Source organism: Nitrosomonas communis (assembly GCF_024102715.1).
GTDB lineage: Bacteria > Pseudomonadota > Gammaproteobacteria > Burkholderiales > Nitrosomonadaceae > Nitrosomonas > Nitrosomonas communis_B.
Genome location: NZ_JAGFJM010000089.1, coordinates 37,827 through 52,526, shown reverse-complemented (window position 1 = coordinate 52,526; position 14,700 = coordinate 37,827). Strand labels below are relative to the sequence as shown.

Genomic DNA, 14,700 nt, shown 5'->3' with positions numbered 1-14,700 from the left:
TATGGCTTTCCATCCGCTACCCCGTCATACTTACCGAATTACCACTTTGATCATTGTATGCCTCGGCGCTTGGATTGCTTGGGGATCATTTAATCAGCCAGAGGCATTTTGGGCACCAGGCCATCTTAGTCACTACCATAATCAAATCAAGCACTGTACCGACTGCCATACACCTTTCCGTGGGACACTGGCGGTAAATTGTATTAATTGCCATGATGCTGAACAATTCGCAGGCGCTACAACAACAGTAGCCGAATTTCACTATATCTACCTTGCTCAAGGAAAAAGCTGTAGCGGCTGCCATACGGAACACCATGGTGGAGCATCTTGGATTACCACTGCAATCCTAAATAGTTTCTAGCATGGGTTGTATTTTTTACGTTGATATAGAGCGGCATGAATGCTCTTGAACAACTCCGTTGGCAAATTTTGCCTACTGCTCCAAGAACCATCAATTAGATCTAAAAGTTTGATCAAGATCAATATTGCAGATAGTTATAACGGTTACTATCCCAATCGTAGTTTAAAAAAACAATGTTAATTATCTGCTTACGTTAAAGGAATTTTGTATGAAAATTAAATATTTGGCTGCCGTGGTAACGGTATTGATGTTAATTGGTTGTGGTAAGCCATCAGCGCCAGAAACTCCCGATCCTTCGACATACGGGCAAACTATTCAGCCCTTCCATCAAATACCCTCAGATGCTCAGGAAGGGGGGGGGAAGGCCAGATCAACACAAGAGAAGTCAGGTTACTAAAGCTTCGCTACTGTTCTATAGCTGACGGGCTTTATGCGAGCGTTAAGCTATAGAACACTGGAGTTGTCTTTCTTGCCTGTCGATGCTAATTTCCTCGCATGAACATCTTATCAAGCTCAGTCAAACTGAGTTCAAACCAGGTTGGCCTGCCATGATTGCATTGACCGGAGCGTTCGGTCGCTTCCATTTCACGCAGCAATGCATTCATTTCCGTGATCGTTAATTGACGATTGGCGCGGACAGAGCCGTGACAGGCCATGGTAGCCAGTAGCTCGTTACGTCTGGCAGTTAATATCTGGCTTGCTCCAAATTCACGAATTTCAGCTAACACATCGCGTACCAGCTTAACTGGGTCAGCATCTTTTAACATCATGGGCGCCGCCCGTATGACTAATGAAGTGGGAGTAAGCACGGCTATTTCAAAACCCAGTTCAGTTAAAACGGTATGATTTTCCTCGACTGTGGTTACATCTAGTTGGTCAGCCTGAAAAGTGACTGGAATCAGCAGTGGCTGCATTGATAAGGTATGTTGATCAAGCGCTGATTTAAGTTTTTCATAAACAATGCGCTCATGAGCTGCGTGCATATCGACAATAACTAGACCTTGCTCATTTTGTGCCAGGATATAAATCCCGAGAAGTTGCCCCAATGCAAAGCCCAGTGGTGGAACTGGCTGCGTGGTCTGAACAGGTGGATTGCCCGGATCCGTATCCAGCGAAGCCGAAGTGCCGCCGAATAAAGCCTGATAAAAGGCCGGTGGCTGGGCAACAGTTTTAAGCGGTAAATTTACTTGCCGGCTATAGTTTAGCGGAAGGCGCTCAGAATTCGTGGTAGCCGGGGCAGCGGCAGCAGAGGGCAGTTGTGTCCCCGATTTGTGCTGGGGTGATGCCAATACCTTGTTGATGCTATGGAAAACAAATTGATGTACAGCGCGCGCATCACGAAAACGCACTTCTGCTTTGGCTGGGTGAACGTTCACATCAACGTTTTCAGGATTGATTTGAAGATAGAGCACGAAGACAGGGTGACGATCCAGATGCAGCACATCACGATACGCTTCGCGTAAGGCGTGAGAAATCAACTTGTCCCTGACATGACGGCCATTGACAAAAAAATACTGCATGTCACGCGCTGAACGTGAATAAGTCGGCAGCGCGACCATACCCTGCAAACTGATATCCGCTGCCTGCTCGGAAACGGGCACGGCAGTCTGACTGAATTCTTCTCCTAGGACGGCGGTAATCCGCTGAGTCGTCTCTGCTGCAGATAAGTGGCTCCGTGTCTTGCCATTGTGTTGCAGACTCAATGCGATATTGGCATGGGATAAGGCGATGCGCCGGAATACTTCCTCGCAATGCGCAAATTCAGTGGCTTCAGTTTTCAGGAACTTGCGCCGTGCTGGCAGATTAAAGAAAAGATCGCGTACTTCCAGGGTGGTGCCAATACTGCGCGCTGCTGGTTCAGGATGAGTAGTTTGCCCTCCTTCCGTTTGAATATGCCAGGCATGGCTGCTGTCTGATTGATAACTTACTAACGATAATCGAGAGACCGCACCGATACTGGCAAGTGCCTCGCCACGAAAACCCAGACTGGCTATTTTATGCAAATCTTCCTGTGTGCTGATTTTGCTCGTTGCATGGCGCGCTAATGCGAGCGCCAGATCATTTTCGGAGATTCCTTTGCCATTATCAGCGACACGGATCAGCTTGAGGCCGCCTTGCATGATGTGGACTGTGATCTCGGTTGCACCAGCATCTATACTGTTTTCCAGGATTTCTTTCAGTACCGAGGCTGGCCGCTCGATTACTTCTCCTGCGGCGATTTGGTTGATAAGTACATCCGGCAGCAACTTGATTGCATTCATATGAAAATAAATTGAATATCCATGGTCATTATTTGACCTTACAGTTATGATACGCTTGATAGAAGGTCACGTACAAGAAAGGGGGATTTATATCCAGGACTGTTAAGCATGACATCGGATGAGATATAGTTATTGTCTAAATATGCAGTTAATACTATCCTGATGGTTGACTATTATTTGACCTCGACATAGGAATACCATGACACAAGATGAACAAAAACGTGCGGCTGCCCAGGCCGCTATCCAGCATATCCCGATCGGTGCTGTTATTGGAGTGGGAACCGGCTCTACTGCCAACTATTTCATTGATGAGCTCGCTAAAATTAAACATAAAATTGAAGGTGCGGTTGCCAGTTCTGAAGCAACTGCACAACACTTAAGCCAACATGGTATAGAGGTATTAGACCTTAACACAGTGACAGATTTGCCCGTTTATGTAGATGGCGCAGATGAGATTACCAGGCATCTGCACATGATAAAAGGCGGTGGTGGTGCCTTGACCCGTGAAAAAATCGTATCGGCTGTAGCAAGAAAATTCATCTGCATCGCTGATCAGAGTAAATTGGTTAATATATTGGGTACTTTCCCGCTTCCAGTAGAAGTCATTCCGATGGCACGCAGTTATGTAGCTCGTGAAATAACACTATTAGGCGGCCATCCTGCACTACGTCAGGGATTTGTCACAGATAATGGCAACGTTATCCTTGATATCCATGGTCTGCAAATCCTGAATCCGGTTGAACTGGAAACGACATTGAACCAAATTGTTGGAGTCGTTACTAACGGATTGTTCGCCAGAAGAGGTGCTAACATTTTGTTATTAGGCACAGACAAAGGTGTTGAAACCATCACTGTTTGATATGCAGTTTGCAATCAGAATTCCGTTAATTATAGGCTATAAAAGTTGCATCTGATTCACCAGAAGGTACGATATGGTTGTTAAAGAACATATTTCAAAAAGATTTGACGCTGATCTCGAAGAAGTGCGCACCCGTGTGTTACAGATGGGGGGATTTGTCGAGGAACAGATCGAGCGTGCGATAGAAGCCTTAACAGAAGGCAATGAGAACATCATTGATCAGGTCATTGCCAATGATCACCGCGTCAATGCTATGGAAGTATCCATCGACGAGATTTGCAGTCAGATTATTGCGCGCAGACAACCTACCGCCAGTGATTTACGCATGATCATGACGGTTATTAAGACGATTACTGATCTGGAGCGAATTGGCGATGAGGCGGCAAAGATCGCACGTATGTCAAGACTCATTTATGCAGCTGACCGTTTACATACGCCACGTTTTGTAGAAGTTAAACATGTTGCACAAATTGCCCTGGGCATGTTACACCAGGCGCTGGATGCTTTTGCTCGCCTGGACCTGAATGCTGCCGCGCATATTGTGCGCCAGGATGAACTGGTCGATGAAGAATTTCGCGCTATCCTGCGGCAGCTCATTACCTTCATGATGGAAGATCCGCGTAAAATCTCGGTTTCACTGGAAATTCTTTTTGTGGCAAAAGCAATCGAGCGTATTGGCGATCACGCGAAAAACATGTCTGAATACGTGGTTTATATGGTCAAAGGTAAAGATGTGCGCCATGTTACAGCCGATGAGATTGAACGCGAAGTTAGAGGTTAAATCATTTGTTTGATGTAAGCGTGCCTTGAGATTTAGGCATAGGGCTATGCGCGAATATTCCACATTGGCTGCGGTTGATCTTGGTTCAAATAGCTTCCACCTGCAGGTGGCGCGTGTGGTGGATAAGCAGCTTTATCCCTTGGATAGCCTGAAGGAAATGGTTCGGTTGGCTGCTGGTCTCACGATAGACAAAAAGCTAGACGAAGCAAGCCAGGCGTGCGCGCTGGACTGCCTGAAACGATTTAGTGAACGTCTACGGGGGTTTCCGACTCATGCTGTGCGTGTGGTTGGAACAAACTCACTGCGTGTTGCCAGAAATGCTGCTGAATTCCTGGTAAAAGCTGAAGCTGTGCTGGGATTCCCAATTGAAATCATTGCCGGGCATGAAGAAGCGCGTCTCATCTATCTGGGGGTCGCGCATAGCCTGCCAGTTTCAGATAATAACCGGTTGATCATCGATATCGGCGGAGGTTCCACGGAATTCATTATTGGCTCCCGTCTGGAGCCCACTAAGCTGGAAAGCCTTTATATGGGTTGTGTCAGTCATAGTTTGCGCTTTTTCCCGGATGGTAAGATTACTAAAGGTGCCATGAAACGTGCAGAGCTGGCGGCGCAAACTGAAATCCAAGGCATCACAACTGAATTCTCAGCTGAGCAATGGCAGGAAACATATGGGTCTTCAGGAACAGCGCGCGCGTTAGGCCGTATCCTTAAGCTGAATAACTATGGCGATAGCAATAAAACGGAAGGGATTACCCTGGAAGGGCTGGAAAGATTTCGTGAATACCTCCTTAAAGCGGGTGATATCAGGAAGATTGTGATCGCCGGTTTACATCCCGATCGCGTGCCTGTGATTGCAGGCGGATTCGCCATCATGTTTGCCGCATTCAAAGAATTGGGTATTGGGCGCATGCTGCTTACAACGGGCGCGTTGCGCCAGGGTGTACTCTACGATATGCTCGGACGGTTTCATAATGAAGATATGCGAGAAATATCCGTACAGCAGTTTATGCAACGCTACCGTGTCGACTCTGCCCAGGCAGCACGTATTGAATCCCTTTCCTTGGCGTTGGCAAAACAGCTGCTGGTTAATCATCCTGATGAGGAAGCAGTAGAAAGCGCATTGCATTTATTGTCTTGGGCAGCGCGCCTTCATGAGGTTGGTATTTCAGTAGCTCATTCCGGCTATCACAAGCATTCTGCTTATATTCTCGGCAATGCAGACATACCGGGCTTTTCCAAAATGGAGCAGATGCAGCTGAGCCAACTGGTACTGGTCCATCAGGGTTCGCTAAGTAAAGTAAGTGAATTTCTGGCTAATCCTATCAGTTTGGCTCAATCAATTGCATTGCGTCTGGCGGCCATTTTTTACCGCAGCCGGACCAGCATCGAATTGCCTCCCATAAAAATACAAGCTAATAGCAGTAGCTGTAAACTGTTTATTTCGCAAGCCTGGCTGGAGTGCAACCCGTTAACAGAGACCTTGCTGCGCGCTGAGGTTGATGCCTGGGCAGAGCTGAAAATTAATTTCTCCATCCGGGCGTCTTATACAAAGAAGAGTCTTGTCTGAGTTTTTGTATGGCAATGCGGGCATCATTAACGTTGCCAGCAATCCATTGCCGTTAGCGAGGCGTTAGTACTGACGCCCTTGACACCGGTATGCGTTAACGTCAAGGTGGCGCATGCATCATTCGTCATCGCGCCAGTAGGAACAGCCTCCAATGTATAACTATTTTGCGTCGGCATGCCTGCTGCAAACTGGATGATATATTTGGCAGTACCTGTCTTGGGGGATTGGGTAATAGGCAGGGTAAAATTTGTAGCATCGCTTTTCAGGTCATACCGGTTCGACTCAGTAAAATTACGCTCAAGTAACTGCGCCATCTCCAGCAGAATGCCTTTAGCTTCTGCCCGATTGGTGCTGCGTACATGCTCTTGATAGGCAGGCAGGGCAATGGCGGCCAGAATACCAATCACGGCTACGGTCATCATCGTTTCAACCAAGGTAAAACCCGATAGTCTCTTTTTTAGTGGTATTGCCTGATTACTCATTTTTCTCATTGTTTGGTCCCAATCAAATTACAAATACTCTTTTTCTGAATTTTAGAAGATTCTTCAGAAATAAGCAGAAGGATCTTATCTCAATTTAAATTCGATTATTGTATTTGTTTCCAGGAATGGCGTGGATTACGTGGATTTCCTTTGATTGTAACAGCCTCGATTAAACCGGTGGTTGAACCGGCGATCAAGTGCATGAGACTGCCTGCACTGATGGCGATCGATTCGCTGCGTACGCCGTCGGAGCCAATGGCTGCGATCAGCCGATCCTGATTGTTGATCACCCCGTTATCGTCAGTATCAAATTGAGGGGCAGTCAGCATGCCGCCTGTTTCTGCATTTAGCAACATCAACCAGTTATGACCTCCCGCAGCGCAGGGATCGCTGGCAGGAATGAGCGTGGTAAAGATAATGCGTCCGAAACTGAGCTGCGGCATGATGACCGAGCGTTCTCCTTGCGAATTTGTACCGGACGGTTGCAGCAAATCGAGATACCATCCTTTTTGGGTCTGCCAGTTAACCAAATTGTTTGATACTGTGCGCTCAAACGGGGGCAGCGCGGTTTCAGTCAGAATGGTCTGCTGTTGCAGCGTGCTTCGATCTGTGGCGGATATTGGACTGCCGTTATCCCAGATGCCATATAAGGTTTGTGTGTTGCTATTGGTATTGTCCCCTGCAGCAATATACTGGCCAGTACCGAAATAAATGAGATAGCCTCCACTGGGGTGACGTCCGATTTCCAAGGGGGAAGTGATCGGTTGCACCTGATCGCTGGCATTCCTGGCGGTAAACAGAGGAAGTTTTGTATTACCGGATTTATAGGCAACATCCCAGTTTCCTGGATTAGTTGATAGATCGAATTTCCAGACATTACCTTGCAAATCGCCGGCATAAACGAGATCAATGATTTTGTCACCATTGGTATCGACTAACGCTGGCGCGGAAAGACCATTATTGCCGCTATCGTTGGTGGCGATTTTCTGAATCAGCGCACCTGTCTGCAGATTAATGATGTAAAGATAAGCGCGATCACTGGTGCTGTTGTATCCGTTACTGATAATGGCAGCCCAGACACCGTTTTTTAATAACGCGATTTTTGCCTGCCCTGGTACAAATCCCAAATCAGGGTCAGAAAATTCCCACAGCACGTTAGAAGCGGAAAAATTAACTGGATCGGTGATATCCAGTGCAAAAATACTTTTTCCGCCGGCGCCTAATGAGCCCAGTAATATGGTTTTCCAGCTCGGAGTGGAACCAATATAGGCATCACCGGCATAAGCATTGCCATCTACGAAATAATAATGCGTGTAGTTAGGCGCAGTTAGCGAGCTTAATTTTGGGTAGACTGCGCTGGGAATATAGCTGAATAGCTCAACCCCAGTCTCGGCATTAAAGGCGTGCAGCATGCCATCGTTGGCGCCGGTATAAATAACCGGCATCCTGTTCGCGCTAGCCTGGACATAGGTGGCATAGGAATCTTGCCCTGCTGTTCCGCTGGGCAATGCATCATAATTAAAATTAAGCGCTTGGACGAATAACAGGTCGGAATTGACAATATCGCCAAGCAGGCCATTGTTCCGATTACGGAAACTCCCACCTTGCGCCAATTCTGTGGTTTTGTCACCGCGCAGCCAGGAAATTCGACTGCTTCCTAGAGCGTCGTTAGCACCGCTGATGTTGGTATTCAGCGCATTTTGTTGCGAGTCCGACAACAGGGAAAAATTAGCAGATGTAAATGCAAGTCCGCTCGTGCCATTATGGGTAAGAATGGAACGGCTGGCATGCGCTGGCAGCACGGCTGAAGCTTCCCATAACGTCGCTCCCAGTGACCCATCCGAACTCAATTCATATGCAAACAATTGTCCGCTCCAATCGTTGCTATTAAACCTGGCCTGATAAACATGGGTGCCGTTATGAAGCCGGGTGGTGTTCGTGGTAACGGCGGCGGCTGAACTGACTCTCAGGGTGATGTTGCTGAGTACATTGCTCAAATTGCTGGCGAGAGTGATGGGATCGTGTGCGCTGAAAAAGTTCCCCCGGCTATTTATCGCAGCGTGCCATAAATCATCAATTTTTGCTGCTTCACTGAGAGTTGGATCTGGCCATGTGCCTGCTCCCGTCGGTAACGAGGATAATGTGCCCTGAGCTCCCAAACCAACTGTGAAATTGACCAGGTGTTGCCAGAAGGCAGGGTCAGCAGCATTCGTCAGTACCTTATTGTTCAGGTCGGGGCGTAAATCATTCTTCCAGTAATGCATGGCAATATCTGCGAGCGTATTGCTAAAGCCATCGGCATAGGGCAATGCTGGGGTATAGGTGTAAGTCGCAGGTGTGGCATTGGGAAAATGATTGACAATGGTATTTCCCTTAGTATTATCCGCGTTGCCTATGTCAGTAAAAGTGTCAGACCAGTAACCATCTGTCATCAGAATATGGTAACTCTGGCGGCAGGCATATTGCGTGCCGCCAGTGGAGCCTGGTGTTTGTCCCCAAGGACCTTGATCGTCGGTACGCAAAAAATAGCGTCCTACCTCATCGGTTGCTCTGCGCAGTGGTGTTCCTGCTGCCGGGATAGAGTGGGTATACAGATTATTAAAAAAGGATTCCCTGTTTACGCCGCTAAATTGTCTCACTCCACTGATAATGGTGCCTGTCGAGATGCCATCGATGCTCGTGCTGCCCTGATTGATTGCACCAAACCCTACCCGTAAATTGCTGCCTTGTGCCGCAAATGCTTGACCCACTCCGGCACGGGATAGCAGGATACGAGAGCGGTAATAGGTATACCAATTAGCAAAATTCTGAATTTCTTCTTGGTAACTGCAAATAGGGACGGCAGTGCAGTCTGTGCGACCAGCTCCCCCTGTATAGGAAGATGTTGCCGGTTTGATTTCAACTCTGGTATAACTCTCAGCCGCGAGAATATCTCCATCATGGTAGTTGAAATAAACGGCGGGATAGAATGTTTCTGATTTCTCATCGGATAAACTGCCGTTGCTATTTAGCCAGCGGGCGGTTTGGCTATTGTCGACGGTTAAATTGCGACAGCCAGCGCCCGTATTCTTGGGATTGTGCGGTGCGCAGGCAGGGGGGGCATTATTCATCAGTGAGCCATCGGCATTGCTCCACGGCTGGTATCTTACTGTGGGGTTGTAATAAATTTTGTTGGCCTGGCTGGAGCGTAAGGCAGCGGCATAGGGGTTGGCTGGATCGAAATCGACCACCCGGTTATCATAGTCGCCTGCCCCATAAACGCTTGATGCGCGAGGAAACATATAGCGCACATCATGCAAGATCAAATCTTCCGGCATGATTTCAAACTGCATCGAGCCTGAGTCGTCCAGCGTAAACATTACATTAGGATCAACTGCTGTCGTTAGAAACAAGGGAACATTTGAGAGAGTAAGAGCAGCTTGTACAGGTGATGGAATAAAGGTGATCAGTGTGGCGATTATTGCTACGCCAATAACACGCAGATGTTTCAATTTAGCCTCCGTTCATCTACGGTAAACGCTTTGTAATATAACCATTGCTGATTCAGTGCCCCCTACTCCTCTTGCGATAATCCTGTACATGGTTGATGTCAATGATATGGCTGATTGCTGAACACTTTCTCCGCTTAAAGGAACGCTGACGAGTTGTTCAATGATATAGCGTGGCTGGCTTGCTACACCTGGCATGGTGGTAGCGATTGTTCTGCCGCTGGTAGACCATTCTGACCAGCTAAGTGGATCAGGCGCTGGAAAGGATGCATGGTGATAAAGCCCATTTGCACCATCAAATACCGGTAAGGTAATTTGTTGCAGAAATAGTTCGCCTTCTCTGAGAGCAGCCTCAGCGGCCTGGAAAGCCAGGTTCTCGTCGCGCAAATTACCTGCCATTTTTTCTTCCAGCATCGTGGTCTGCATCGCTGTTACTCCCAGCAGTGTCATCATGACCAGAAAGATTAAGCCAGTAATAAGCACGACGCCTTTCTGTCTTGATGTTGGTTTGGTTCCATGAGCGATCATGATGCCTATTCTGTGCGAAAGCATATCAAGGCATCCGGTTGCGCAATGCCACCACGGTCGTGAAAGCCTGGCGTAGCCGTCGGTCAGTGGGGGTAGTGGTGGTGCCATTGAAGGTGTAGGATTGGGGCTGGCTGGCGATATTATTCTCTATCGACTGCATCAATAAGCTAATGCGCACGCTGACGACTTTTCCCCAATCTGCAACCGCATCTGCGGTACGATAGATGTCTGCTGTCCAGTTGCCATCGAGATCCTCGCCGTATTCAATTTGCAAGTTTTCTACCCCCCTGACCAACTCTTCTGCATCATTTGTTCCAATCTTGTGATAAAGCGCTGGCCAGTCATCTATCATACGAATGAAATAGGAGCGGGTAGCGATCTTGATGAGTTCGCCGCCAGTAAATTCTTTACCTAATTCCTTGGTGGCATTGCCCGGCGTATTAGTGCCTCCTGTGTTATGAACGATGTTGTCTTGACCAGAAGAAGTATTGAAATTGGTGATTTGAAAAATGGCGGCTGCCTGACAGTCGGTTACCAACACAATGTGATTTTCCTTGAGACCGCTTCCCACTGTTACTTTGAGATCAGCCGAGCCGGGTGGATTGCCGCCCGGATGGGATAACACCTTGGTCTCTTTGCCGTCTATACCACGCACCACGATAATATCGCGCCCGCCCAGAGGGCTGGGAATAGCGCCTGAATCTGGTAGGGCGGGCGTCCATGCGGTCATGCTGGTTGCTTCGAAACCTTCTAACGCTTGACCAAGGCGCCAGAAAAAGTCTGTGGCGTTATTCAGGGTGTTGACAGTCGGGATGCCATTGCCTGCACAGCCAAAATAGCCCGCCATACGGATATCCCGTGAAAGCAGCTGAAAAGCATAGCGGGCATTCTCCTGCATTCTGGCCAGCGCCTCATTGACGCGATAGGTTTGATGAGTGGCTGTCAGAATAGCGATTACCCCGCCCAGCAACAAAAGTCCAATGGTCATGGCAACCATCAGTTCGACTAACGTGAAACCATGCTGTTTTATGACCACCTGCTTCATTTTTATAGCTGAGTGGTCAGAATAAACCGCTGAGCAGCCGAAATACCACGGCTGTCATCCCACTGGATGGTGACTGTGACGACGTTGTTATCTACATTGATAGCACCTGTTCCTGCAGGTAATCGCAAGGCCAGTTCATTTAGCCAAGTGTTGACATCTTGCTCGGCAATGGCGCTGCCGGAAGCTGCTGAAGCACCAATGACGATGTTGTAGCCGCCATTCATTGCTGCAGTCCGATTGGCGCGCATGCTGTCAAGAATGCTATAGGTCATCATGGTAGCAGTCGAACGGAAACTCGCGCTCCGGTTATGACTGAGGCCGACAGTTTGCAAACCTGCCAATCCAAGCAGTCCGATGGATAGCACCACAACTGCCACTAACACTTCGATCATAGTGACGCCTTTTTGAGGCGATATCTGGAAGCTCTTTTTGATTGTTAGCATGGCGATATCTTTGTCACATACGGCCGGCCTGTCTTATTCACGATAATTTTGCGTCCCTGGGCGCTATTACATAGGGTAAAAGAGTCGTTAGCCAATCCGCCACTGCCTTCGCTGCTGCCATTAGGTAAGTAAGAGATCCAGTGCTCATGAGTTTTGCCGCTACTCATGGTGCTGCCTTTCAATCCAGGAGAAACCCGCAATATTTGATCGCTACCATCGACTTTTCCCTCTTCTCCACTATCGCTGTATACTATCCAGCCATCCTGCCAGTTACTGCCGTTGGTACAGTCTGTGCCACTGTTACTTTTGCACATAGTCACCCGCCTGCCGCGTTTCACTGCTTCAGAACGGCTGTAATGAAGCGCAGTGAGGAACTCATTCGCTTGCGTTGATAAGCGTGATTGCACCATTATCGACTGATAGCTAGGTACAGCGATAGTAGCCAGAATTGCGCCGATACTCAGCGTTATCATGAGCTCTAACATGGTAAAACCACTACAGGTGGGCATATTTAATCCTTTATCTTATAGGTGTATCACTAAAAATCCATGTTGTCGGCCAATTGCTGTAGCGAGTGCTTGTGTGCTCATGCACCGGCTCTTCACATTTTCCGTAACAGTGAATTTTTAGAGAGGTTCTATGCTTTTAACCCTATGCTTAATGATTACGGTCAGCTTTTTAACCGACTTTAATTAAAGTTGGCAAAACTATTGAGTTGCTTTGCTCACGTGGCATGCAACGACGATTGAGAGATGAGTGAAGTGACACAAGATTTCATTGTGATTGGCGCGGGAATCATTGGTCTTGCGACTGCAGTGCGATTGCTGACAGAAGGAGCCACGGTTACCATCCTGGAAAAAAACAAGGTTGGGCAGGAATCTTCTTGGGCGGGAGGCGGCATTTTGTCGCCGCTATGTCCCTGGGATTATCCCGATGCGGTAACGCGCCTTACTGATTATAGTGCGGCCATGTTTCCAGCATGGGTGGCGGAACTGTGTGAAGCAACGGGAATTGATGCTGAATACGAAGCAAGCGGAATGCTGGTGCTGCCGCCTTATCATGCAGAGGCCGCGCACAAATGGCGGATTTCACATGCAGCTGAAGTGGAACAGAATGCATTCAGCGAGTGCTTTTCACGCAATAAACAAAACATCCCTCTTCATTTCAACGTGGAGAATGCGCTGTTTCTTCCCCATATTGCGCAAGTCCGCAACCCCCGCCTGTTGTATGCGTTACACAAGCTAGCCGTGCAGCTGGGGGGTCGTATTATTGAGCATTGTGAGGTATATGAGATCATCACGCAGCATAATCGACTTGATGTGCTTGCTACCTCGTGCGGTAAATATCGTGCTGATCACTTTGTCATCACGGCGGGCGCATGGAGCAAGCAAGTGTTAGGAAAACATGCGTTCAGTCTTGATATTAAGCCCATGCGCGGACAAATGTTGTTATACAAGTTCGCAGAGCCGCCGCTGCGATCAATTCTGTTGCAGAGAGATGTATATCTAATCCCGCGACGTGATGGCTATTTGCTAGCCGGTAGCACCATGGAAGATGTTGGTTTTAACAAACAGGTGACGCTTGCCGCTCGTGAGTATTTGTCTGAGCGCGCACAAGGATTGCTGCCACAGTTAAAGAATATGCCACTGATAAATCATTGGGCAGGCCTGAGGCCAGCTTCACCACAGAATATTCCCACTATCGGGCGCCATCCGCTATTGAATAATCTGTTCATTAATAGCGGACATTTTCGCTATGGCGTAACTATGGCGCCAGGCAGCGTCAGAATTTTGCTGAATGAGATTATGGGCAGACCACAACCCTTTGATATTGGTCCTTATCAGCAAGGGTGGGGGGATTATTAATGCACTTCACGCACATACTTATCCATCGGGATTGCTTCTGCTTTAGGCAGGGGAAATACCACCGACTCAATGACACCACTTAATTCCTCTATCATGACATCACTGCCTGTCTGTTCGGCGCCAATCTGCTTGAGTCTGTCCAAAACTTGCTGCACCAGTATCTCTGGCGCTGAAGCACCCGCAGTAATGCCAATGCAGCTTTTTCCAATCAGCCAGGTATCCTGCAATTGCTCAGCACGGTCAACCATATAGGCTTCAACGTTAGCATTACGCGCTACTTCACATAAACGATTGGAATTTGAACTATTGGGAGAGCCCACTACAATGACCAGATCGCAATGTTTAACCATCTTTTTGACGGCATCCTGGCGGTTTTGCGTGGCGTAGCAGATATCATCCTTTTTGGGGCCGATGATTTTTGGAAAACGCCGTTTTAATGCCTCAATGACACGGGCTGCATCGTCGACAGACAAGGTTGTTTGGGTGACATAAGTCAGGTTATATTCATTCTTAACCTGTAAATTGGCAACATCTTCTTCTGTTTCCACTAAATACATGCCATTATCGTTTCCTTCCACCTGGCCCATGGTGCCTTCAACTTCGGGATGACCTTGGTGGCCAATCATGATGATTTCTTTTCCTTCTTTACGCATTTTGGCAACTTCAACGTGCACTTTAGTCACCAGCGGGCAGGTTGCATCGAATATCTTGAGTTTGCGCGCAGCTGCTTCTCGTCTTACCGCATGTGAAACGCCATGAGCACTGAAAATCAGAATGCTTTCTTGCGGAACTTCTTCCAGATTCTCAACAAATACAGCACCCTTCTTTTCCAGATCTTCCACGACAAAACGATTGTGTACGACTTCATGTCGCACATAGATAGGCGCGCCATGCATGGTCAATGCGCGTTCGACAATTTCAATGGCACGATCCACGCCAGCACAAAAACCCCTTGGGTTTGCAAGTAAAACTTTGATCATTGGTTATTCTCCCTGAAGACAATATCTGGCATTACCG

At 47.9% G+C, this 14,700-nt stretch carries 14 protein-coding genes; 6 read left to right on the top strand and 8 right to left on the bottom strand.

All coding sequences use genetic code 11. From position 1 onward, the window contains the following. Window position 1: 1 nt before the first annotated feature. Both J5I83_RS08665 and J5I83_RS08660 read left to right on the top strand, forming a co-directional pair. On the top strand, window positions 2-361 hold the full coding sequence (locus J5I83_RS08665; protein WP_304055024.1) for a cytochrome c3 family protein: 360 nt from the start codon (window positions 2-4) through the stop codon (window positions 359-361). Window positions 362-569: 208 nt separating this feature from the next. Beyond that, window positions 570-758 (top strand): hypothetical protein, encoded by a 189-nt coding sequence (locus J5I83_RS08660; RefSeq protein ID WP_304055022.1) that lies wholly within the window; start codon window positions 570-572, stop codon window positions 756-758. 85 nt (window positions 759-843) lie between these two features. Here the strand turns inward: J5I83_RS08660 and mutL are convergent, their stop codons facing one another. Beyond that, complete coding sequence (gene mutL / locus J5I83_RS08655) at window positions 844-2,622, bottom strand: DNA mismatch repair endonuclease MutL (protein WP_304055020.1); 1,779 nt, start codon at window positions 2,620-2,622, stop codon at window positions 844-846. 199 nt (window positions 2,623-2,821) lie between these two features. Between mutL and rpiA the strand changes: the two genes are divergently transcribed. The 3 genes from rpiA (at window position 2,822) to ppx (ending at window position 5,832) form a co-directional block, all read left to right on the top strand. Continuing rightward, window positions 2,822-3,481 (top strand): ribose-5-phosphate isomerase RpiA, encoded by a 660-nt coding sequence (rpiA, locus tag J5I83_RS08650; protein ID WP_304055018.1) that lies wholly within the window; start codon window positions 2,822-2,824, stop codon window positions 3,479-3,481. 73 nt (window positions 3,482-3,554) lie between these two features. Then, window positions 3,555-4,262 (top strand): phosphate signaling complex protein PhoU, encoded by a 708-nt coding sequence (phoU, locus tag J5I83_RS08645; RefSeq protein ID WP_304055015.1) that lies wholly within the window; start codon window positions 3,555-3,557, stop codon window positions 4,260-4,262. Between the two features lie 46 nt (window positions 4,263-4,308). Further along, the gene (gene ppx / locus J5I83_RS08640) at window positions 4,309-5,832 is read left to right on the top strand and encodes an exopolyphosphatase (RefSeq protein WP_304055013.1); all 1,524 of its coding nucleotides are present in this window, start codon (window positions 4,309-4,311) and stop codon (window positions 5,830-5,832) included. 26 nt (window positions 5,833-5,858) lie between these two features. Here ppx and J5I83_RS08635 read toward each other — a convergent pair whose 3' ends face one another. The 6 genes from J5I83_RS08635 to J5I83_RS08610 all read right to left on the bottom strand — a co-directional run bounded on the left by J5I83_RS08635 (window position 5,859) and on the right by J5I83_RS08610 (window position 12,327). After that, window positions 5,859-6,323, bottom strand: coding sequence for a type IV pilin protein (locus J5I83_RS08635; RefSeq protein ID WP_304055010.1), 465 nt, complete (start codon window positions 6,321-6,323; stop codon window positions 5,859-5,861). 95 nt (window positions 6,324-6,418) lie between these two features. Then, on the bottom strand, window positions 6,419-9,805 hold the full coding sequence (locus J5I83_RS08630) for a pilus assembly protein (protein WP_304055008.1): 3,387 nt from the start codon (window positions 9,803-9,805) through the stop codon (window positions 6,419-6,421). Window positions 9,806-9,817: 12 nt separating this feature from the next. Next, the gene (locus J5I83_RS08625; RefSeq protein ID WP_304055007.1) at window positions 9,818-10,354 is read right to left on the bottom strand and encodes a PilX N-terminal domain-containing pilus assembly protein; all 537 of its coding nucleotides are present in this window, start codon (window positions 10,352-10,354) and stop codon (window positions 9,818-9,820) included. 1 nt (window position 10,355) lies between these two features. Next, window positions 10,356-11,375: a PilW family protein gene (locus tag J5I83_RS08620; RefSeq protein ID WP_304055004.1), complete on the bottom strand. Its 1,020-nt coding sequence runs from the start codon at window positions 11,373-11,375 to the stop codon at window positions 10,356-10,358. A 2-nt stretch (window positions 11,376-11,377) separates the two neighbouring features. Then, window positions 11,378-11,818 (bottom strand): type IV pilus modification protein PilV, encoded by a 441-nt coding sequence (gene pilV / locus J5I83_RS08615; RefSeq protein WP_304055003.1) that lies wholly within the window; start codon window positions 11,816-11,818, stop codon window positions 11,378-11,380. Next, window positions 11,812-12,327 carry a GspH/FimT family pseudopilin gene (locus J5I83_RS08610; protein ID WP_304055001.1) on the bottom strand — a complete coding sequence of 172 codons (516 nt, stop codon included), beginning with the start codon at window positions 12,325-12,327 and terminating at the stop codon, window positions 11,812-11,814. Before J5I83_RS08610 ends, pilV begins: the two co-directional genes overlap by 7 nt. A 243-nt stretch (window positions 12,328-12,570) precedes the next feature. On the opposite strand from J5I83_RS08610, the gene thiO reads away from it, so the two are divergent. After that, window positions 12,571-13,683 (top strand): glycine oxidase ThiO, encoded by a 1,113-nt coding sequence (thiO, locus tag J5I83_RS08605; protein ID WP_369683408.1) that lies wholly within the window; start codon window positions 12,571-12,573, stop codon window positions 13,681-13,683. Here the strand turns inward: thiO and ispH are convergent. Beyond that, window positions 13,680-14,663: a 4-hydroxy-3-methylbut-2-enyl diphosphate reductase gene (ispH, locus tag J5I83_RS08600; RefSeq protein WP_304054999.1), complete on the bottom strand. Its 984-nt coding sequence runs from the start codon at window positions 14,661-14,663 to the stop codon at window positions 13,680-13,682. The genes thiO and ispH overlap by 4 nt on opposite strands. Between the last annotated feature and the right edge of the window lie 37 nt (window positions 14,664-14,700).